The following is a 7,390-nucleotide window of genomic DNA, read 5'->3' on the forward strand; positions in this document are numbered from 1 at the left end:
AAGAGAAATTAAAGAAGAAACAAATCTTAAAATAAATAAACCGAAAAAAAATTTAAATTTCATAATCCATGGTAAAAACCTTGGATTAACTCGAAATATTAGTTATTTTGTTTTTAATTTAGATAAAATTCCAAAAAATATAAAAATATTTGAGGGGTCAAATTTTAAATTTGCAAAATTTGAAAATATTAAAAAATTAAAATTTAACCCTTTTGATTACGCAGCATTAAGTTTTCATTATTATAATAAAATTAAAAAAGAAAAATTAATTCCGTACAAATATCTTTAAAATTTAAAACAAAATCCTGTTGTAAAAGAACACAATGTTAGTATAAAGTTTATATGTTTAAAGCTGTAATTATATCGGGACCACTTGCACAAGATCATGAATTTATTTATCCATATTACAGATTACTTGAAGAAAGATGCGAGTTAGACGTTTGTATTATAGGTGGCAAACCAACAAATGGGATTTTGGGTACAGTTCTGCCTCCTAATAAAGATCATAATGTAAAAGATATTAATGAAATTTCTCATGGTGATTATGATTTATTAGTTTTGCCTGGAGGTGTAAAGGCAATGGAAAAAATTAGACAAAATGACCAGCTTATTAAGTTTATAAAAGATTTTTATGAATTAAATAATAAAAACACAATAGCTTGTATTTGTAGCGGTACACAACTTTTAATTTCTGCAAAAGTAGTTAATGGTAAGAAAATTTCTGGATACTACAGCATGAAAGATGACATAATTAATGCTGGTGCTATTTATACTGATAATGAAGTTGTAGCTGACCAAAGAATTTTTACAACAGCTCACTATAAAGATATGGCTCCATGGTTAAAAGCAGCTATTGAACATGTTAAATCCCAAAAGTAAAAAAAACTATGAGAATAGTAATGTAATTAAACCTTGGGGTAATGAATATGTTATTTATCAAGATAAAAAAAAAATAGCATTAACGCTTCTTAAAATAAATCCAAAAAAAGAAACCTCTCTTCATTGTCACTCAGAAAAAAAAACTGGATTTATAATTTTGAATATTAAAGCTAAAGTTCAAGTTGGAATTTATAAAAAAAATACTTTAATTTACAATCCAATATCTAGGTTAATTTTTAGACCAGGTCTATTTCATAAATTAATTAATCCATCAAATAAAAGGGAATTGTATGTCTTGGAATTAGAAACTCCTTATAAAAAAAAAGACGTCATTAGATTTGAAGATAAATATGGAAGAAAATCAAAGCCTTATGAGGGTAAATCTTTCTTGCAAAAGATGAGTAAAAATAATCTTTTTTTCAAAAAACCAAAACAAAATTCACCAAATATCTATAATTTTAAAAACCTTAAAATTACTCTGAGGTATATTAATAAAATTAATCAAATTAAGAAATATAAAAAAAATTCAACAATAGCAATACTTGATGGAAGTTTAAAAAATAAAAAAGGTCAGAAAATTATATCTTATGGAGAAATTATTAAGACTGAAACACTTCAAATACTCTTAAAGAACTTTAAACAAATTAAAAAGCTTTTGATAATGCAAATTGAAAGTAAATAAATATTAATTATTTTTTTTTTAGTGAGGTAAAATATTTTTTATTATATAATTTAGCAAGACGTTTATCTATTGACGCTTTTCCTCCATAAATTCTAAATGGCTGTAACAAATCGTTACCTATATATCTTCTAATTATATTATTTGAGCTTACAGAAATAGTTTTATATCCCAATGCTCTTTCTTGAGAGCTAAATTCATTTTCTGTAGATGTATATCTTAAAGTAAATGAAACTCTTTTATTTTTTTTTGAATGACCAGTTGTAGAATGGACCAACAACGGGTGCCAAATTAAAATATCACCTTTTTTTAAAACTAAATTAAGACCTTTTTCTAATTTTATTCCGAACGTTTTATAGTCAATTGTTCTATTTTTTACCGGATAAAGTCCATGTAGATGAGTTCCAGGAAAAACTGTAACACCATTAAATTTATCACAATCAGTAATAAGCAATTTTAAAAAAATTGTGTTGATGCTTGTACCTGTCCAAGCATCAACATGTTCATTTTTATTTAAAACAGGATTAGTATTTGTTGGAACATTTATCCATAATGCTGTATAGTTCAATACGCAAAGATCATTCCCAATCAATCTATTCATAATATATTTAGTTTTATTTTGAAATATTAAATCATCATAATCTTGAGAACTTTCAAAATTATTCATTATTAAATTTGAAATATCATGGTAATCAATTCTTTTTTTTGTTTTTTGTGATTTCTTTTCAATCTTTTGAATTTGGCTTAAAATATTTCTTGAAATTTTTTTTAAAAATCTGTTTTCAATTGAGTTTCTTATTACTACAAAACCATTTTTAATATAAAAGTCTTCGATATTTGTGTCATTAAAATTAAACTTTTTAATTTTCATAATTTTAAAAATTATATTATTTTGTCTTATATTTTATATTTGAATAATATTCTTTTTCATCTAAAAATGGATATAAATTATCTATTGGAGTTGGTATAAACTTACCTTCTTTCGTCATTTTCGTTTGCAATCGTGGAATTAATTGTTGAAAATTTGGCATATCTATTTGACAAATCACTGGACCATTTATATTTAGGATTTTTTTAATTTTTTCTTTTAAATTTTTTGAATTTTTTATACTGAAAGATTTAATTCCAAAGGCTTTTCCTATTTTTATAAAATTTGGGCAAGATATACCCGAGACAGGATCCGACCCAACATATTTTTTGAAATTTTTTTTTTGCATTAATTTCATAGTTAAATATCCATTATTAAATAATATAAAAATTTTAACAGGTATTTTGTGATGGATAATTGTTTGTAATTCTTGAATATTAAACATAACACCTCCATCTCCTGCTATACAAATTATATTTTTTTTCTTATCTCCAAAATATGATCCTATTGATCCTGGCAAACCCCAGCCCATTGCAGCTAGTCCAGATGAGGTAAATAATCTTTGATTTTTTTTTAAAGACATACTTTGCATGGTACAAGTAAAACTTGTTCCCATGTCAGTAACTATATTTGTATTTGTTTTTGTTAATTTACTTAAGGTTTTGATAAAAAGAAAAGAGTTAACTTTTCCTAAATTTTTATGATTTTCGTTAAACACACTATATTTATTTTTTTGACTTCTTGAAAACTTTAACCATTTTTTAGTGTTTTGATTTAAAAAAGACTTATTTTTTAAATATTTATTAAATTTGCTTAAAAATAAATTAAGATCTGCTTTTATCGAAAAAGCTATTTTTTTTTTAAATTTTTTTATTTCATTATTATCAATATCAATCATGATAATTTTTCCACTTGGTATAAATAAATTGTCGTTGTAACCTCTTTGCGGTTGAGACAATCTAGAACCTAAAACTATAACAAGATCTGAATTTTGAATCGTAAAATTGGCAGCTCTATCACCGAAAATACCGAATCTTCCTATATAATTTCTGTTTGATGTTTCTAATATGTCTGATGCATTCCAACTACTTAAAACTGGAAAAGAAAGTTTTTTAATTACTTTTTTTAAAATTTTTGAAGAATTACTAATATGTATTCCATTACCAATAACTATCGAAGGTCTTTCAGATTTATCAATTAAACTAATTATTTTTTTTAGATCTGAATCTTTAATGATATTTTTAAATTTTTTTTCTTTAAAGCTCCTAATTTTTTTTGGATTAATTAATTTTGCTTGTATATCTAGAGGAATATCAATCCAAACTGGTCCTGGTCTTCCATTTTTACATAGAAAAAGAGCTTTTTGGAGTTCGTATAAAATATCTTTTTCATCTGTAATTATAGCTTTATATTTTACAACTGGCTTTACAATGTCCAAAATATTAATTTCTTGAACTCCAATTTGCCTGGTATTTGTTTTATTAATCATATCCTTCGTGGCTACTTGACCAGAAATTATAATCATTGGAATTGAATCAATCCAAGCTCCTACTAAACCTGTTATAGCATTTGTTCCTCCTGGACCCGTTGTAACATTACACAATCCTACTTTTCCTGTAGTTCTTGCGTAAGACTCTGCAGACATGCTAGCTGCCTGTTCATGGTGTTGCATAATAAATTTTATTTTTTTGCTACTGCCAAATGAATCATTAAGATGCATGGCTCCACCACCTGTTACTCCAAAAACATACTTAAATTTATGATCTTCAAAAAATTTTACAACAAAATCAGAAACCTTCATTTAAATATTAGATAAAATTTATATGATCTGGTGGGGAGGTATTTGGTTTTTCGAGTTTTGATTTACCTTTTAAATGATTATCAAGTGACTCATTAACTTTATGCTGCAAACATAGCGAGGCACACATTTTTTGAGCATTAAAATTTGGTGAAGCTAGATAATTCATAACTTCCCAATATTTATCTGAAGCCCAAATATCTTTAAATCTCTTATCACATATATTTCCAATATGAAATTTCTTATATTTTTCATTAAATAATGAACCACAAGGTGCAACCATACCCGAACCTGACATCTGAAGAAAGAAAGGCGTGCCGTAGCATCTCTGGTAACTTCTACCATTGTTTCCCTGATCTTTGATTTTTGACCATTTTATAACACATTTGTATTCTTCATCTGAATAACTTTCAGCCTCTTTTAGGCGACTATATAGCTTTTCATAAGCACTATAATCAACACCCAAACCACCATCTTCATTGTCTGAACAATGTTTAATAATAGCATAATCAGGTCTTAGTTCTTTTCCTAATTTTGCTAAAGGAATTATTTGATCACCATCTTCAGGCATTAACACCATTTGCATACCTACTGTAACAGAAAGATTGTCTCTTTTCTTAATTTCCATCATATCTCTTATATTTTGGCAGACTCTATCAAAAGCAGACTCTTTTACTCCCATAATTTCTGCATATCTTTTTCTTTCGCCTGCTGAAAAGTTAACTCTAAGATATGTAAGATAAGGTAACAATTCCTCTAGTCTGTTTTTAGTTAATACAAATGCATTAGTTCCAACAGCCATTGAAATTCCTAATTCATGACCTTTTTTACAAGCATCAATAAAAACTGGTGAAATTGTGCTTTCCCCGTCTGATACGAAACTTATACCTTTAACACCGATTTCAGCACAATCTTCTAAAAAGTTAAAAATAACCTCTTTAGTAATTTTTTTTCTATCATTTTCCTGGAACATTGCATAACAAAAATGGCAGGAATAATTACATGCTCTCGTTAATGCCATGTCGATTGTGATGGGAGCGATTCTTTCACCTCTTTCCCATGCCTGGACACGCTCAAGGTGCCAATTTATTTTTGTACCGTCTAAAATAAGTTCTTTATGTTCTTCCATAATTTAAATTGCTTTTGGAGCATTACTCAATCTTAGCTTATTACTATCTTTTTCTTCTATACTAAGCAACTCAATACTTGAATCAATTTTTTCTTTAAATACCTCTTCTATTTTAAATAATTTATTATCCTCAAAATCTCCTTTCAAATTGTCAGAAAGTATAAATTCAAGCCTATTTCCTTGAATAACTCTTTTCAAAATTATGTCAGAACTATTAACATTAAATTGTCTAAAAATATTCTTCTCAAGTATTTCATCAATTTTAGACTTTTGATCTTCAAAACTTAATTTAATCCAATCCTTTGATGTATCTTTATACTCTTTATTTATTTCTTTTTTTTCAATATTTGCTTTATTATAAAAACGATCTCTTGATGATCTAAGGTTTTTCTCAATTAAATTAAAAATTCCTCCTGAATTTCTTGGAAGAAATATTCCAAATTCTTTTTTATATTTGATTTTAGACCTTAAAAAATGCTCTACATATATAACAGCATGATCAGCGACTTCTGATATACCTTTATTAATAATTTGATCACATAAAGTGTCTAAAATAATTGATTTTTTATCTATGTTCTTTGAGTTGTGGAAAGCATTAGTTATTACTCCACTGTCAATATTAATGTAATATTCTAATGTCGAATTATCAGATAGATTTAAAACATAACTTTCCTCGTTTTTTTCTTTGTTTTTTTTTTTATCATTAAAATTTAGTTTTTTTATTATTCTTTCTATTTCGTTATATTTTTCACTAATACTTTCGTCATATTTTAAATCATCTAATTTTGATAATATCTCAGCATCTTTTACCTTTTTTACTTCAGAAATTACTTTTTTATTTTCTTTTTTAAAATCGATGTATTTTTTTTTATTAATATCTATTATTAATTTATTTAATTCAATTTTATTAATTGCAATATTTAATAATTTTTGTAAGTCTTTTTCTTCTTCCTGTGATAAATCTAGATTGATCAATTCTGCATTATATGTCTGGCTTTCTACAAGAGCATCAATTAAATTATATATACTTTTTAACTTTTCAGAGTCAGGCACCCAAAACTTTAAAAATTCTTCCTCTCCAAAACCTCTCAGTTTAGATAATAAATTTTCATCATACTGGCTAATTAAATTTTTATAATCAATGATCATAATTTAATTATAAAACGAATTTACTTCTTTGCAAATTCTTAAAATATCAATTTGTCTCAAATCTTGATGAATTGGAAGAGTAAGTATTTTTTTTGACTGATTTTCTGCGATTGGAAAATCACCAATTTTATAACCTAAAAATTTTGCAGCCGGCTGCAAGTGTATTGGAACTGGGTAATGTATTGATGTTTCAATTTTTTTTGCCTCTAAAAATTTTTTTAATTTATTTCTATTTTTAACTTGAATCACAAAAGTATGGTAAGTGTTGTATTGATATTTTTTTTCTTCAGGAAAGAATATATGTTTTCTGTTTAAATTATTTCTGTAAATTTCATAATTTTTTCTTCTTTGTAGAATAACTGAATTTAAATTTTTCAATTTAAATCCTAGTATTGATGCTTGAAGCGAGTCCATTCTAGACACATGTCCAAAACGATAAATTGTATTTCTTTTTGTCATTCCATGATTGCTTAAATCTTTTATTTTTTCATATATTTTTTTGCTGTTAGTAGCTAAATAACCCGCATCACCTAATGCATTTAAATTTTTTAACGGATGGGCAGAAAAGCAGCCTATGTCTCCAATAGTTCCAACTTTTTTTTGATTGTATCTTGTTCCTATAGATTGTGCAGAATCTTCAATAACTTTAAGATTGTATTTTTTTGCGATTTTCATAATCTCTTTCATTTCACAAGGCCTACCTGTAAGATGAACGGGCATAATAGCCTTAGTTTTTTTTGTTAAAGATTTTTCTATTTTGGAAAAATCTAAATTTTGATCTTCTAAAACATCTACAAATATTGGTTTGGCCCCAAGATGAATAATCGCTGCCGTTGAAGCAACAAAAGAATTTGGCGGTGTTATAACCTCGTCCCCTCTTTTTATCCC

At 26.3% G+C, this 7,390-nt stretch carries 8 protein-coding genes; 3 read left to right on the plus strand and 5 right to left on the minus strand.

Annotated features, from left to right (window positions below):
• From AMO08_RS05845 to AMO08_RS05580, 3 genes are all read left to right on the plus strand, one after another.
• Window positions 1-289, plus strand: a 289-nt coding sequence (locus AMO08_RS05845; protein ID WP_179850759.1) for an NUDIX hydrolase, incomplete at its 5' end; no start/stop codon positions are given.
• A 53-nt stretch (window positions 290-342) separates the two neighbouring features.
• Complete coding sequence (locus tag AMO08_RS05575; RefSeq protein WP_075485977.1) at window positions 343-879, plus strand: DJ-1/PfpI family protein; 537 nt, start codon at window positions 343-345, stop codon at window positions 877-879.
• A complete protein-coding gene (locus tag AMO08_RS05580) occupies window positions 860-1,561 on the plus strand; it encodes a cupin domain-containing protein (RefSeq protein ID WP_075485978.1) in 702 nt (233 codons plus the stop codon). The genes AMO08_RS05575 and AMO08_RS05580 overlap by 20 nt, the downstream gene beginning before the upstream one ends.
• A gap of 7 nt (window positions 1,562-1,568) precedes the next feature.
• On the opposite strand, the gene AMO08_RS05585 is transcribed toward AMO08_RS05580, so the two are convergent.
• From AMO08_RS05585 to AMO08_RS05605, 5 genes are all read right to left on the minus strand, one after another.
• Window positions 1,569-2,429: a phytanoyl-CoA dioxygenase family protein gene (locus tag AMO08_RS05585; protein ID WP_075485979.1), complete on the minus strand. Its 861-nt coding sequence runs from the start codon at window positions 2,427-2,429 to the stop codon at window positions 1,569-1,571.
• Between the two features lie 16 nt (window positions 2,430-2,445).
• The gene (locus AMO08_RS05590; protein ID WP_075485980.1) at window positions 2,446-4,227 is read right to left on the minus strand and encodes a thiamine pyrophosphate-binding protein; all 1,782 of its coding nucleotides are present in this window, start codon (window positions 4,225-4,227) and stop codon (window positions 2,446-2,448) included.
• Window positions 4,228-4,234: 7 nt separating this feature from the next.
• Complete coding sequence (locus AMO08_RS05595; protein WP_075485981.1) at window positions 4,235-5,353, minus strand: radical SAM/SPASM domain-containing protein; 1,119 nt, start codon at window positions 5,351-5,353, stop codon at window positions 4,235-4,237.
• A 3-nt stretch (window positions 5,354-5,356) separates the two neighbouring features.
• Window positions 5,357-6,502 (minus strand): hypothetical protein, encoded by a 1,146-nt coding sequence (locus AMO08_RS05600; protein WP_075485982.1) that lies wholly within the window; start codon window positions 6,500-6,502, stop codon window positions 5,357-5,359.
• A gap of 3 nt (window positions 6,503-6,505) precedes the next feature.
• Window positions 6,506-7,390, minus strand: an 885-nt coding sequence (locus AMO08_RS05605; RefSeq protein WP_075485983.1) for a DegT/DnrJ/EryC1/StrS family aminotransferase, incomplete at its 5' end; no start/stop codon positions are given.

Origin of the sequence: Candidatus Pelagibacter communis, assembly GCF_001180205.1 — a bacterium.
GTDB classification, from domain to species: Bacteria; Pseudomonadota; Alphaproteobacteria; order Pelagibacterales; family Pelagibacteraceae; genus Pelagibacter; species Pelagibacter ubique_O.

Coding starts and splice junctions, on each gene's coding strand:
- AMO08_RS05575 (WP_075485977.1), top strand. CDS start 343: ATGTTTAAAGCTGTAATTATATCGGGACCACTTGCACAAGATCATGAA.
- AMO08_RS05580 (WP_075485978.1), top strand. CDS start 860: ATGTTAAATCCCAAAAGTAAAAAAAACTATGAGAATAGTAATGTAATT.
- AMO08_RS05585 (WP_075485979.1), bottom strand. CDS start 2,429: ATGAAAATTAAAAAGTTTAATTTTAATGACACAAATATCGAAGACTTT.
- AMO08_RS05590 (WP_075485980.1), bottom strand. CDS start 4,227: ATGAAGGTTTCTGATTTTGTTGTAAAATTTTTTGAAGATCATAAATTT.
- AMO08_RS05595 (WP_075485981.1), bottom strand. CDS start 5,353: ATGGAAGAACATAAAGAACTTATTTTAGACGGTACAAAAATAAATTGG.
- AMO08_RS05600 (WP_075485982.1), bottom strand. CDS start 6,502: ATGATCATTGATTATAAAAATTTAATTAGCCAGTATGATGAAAATTTA.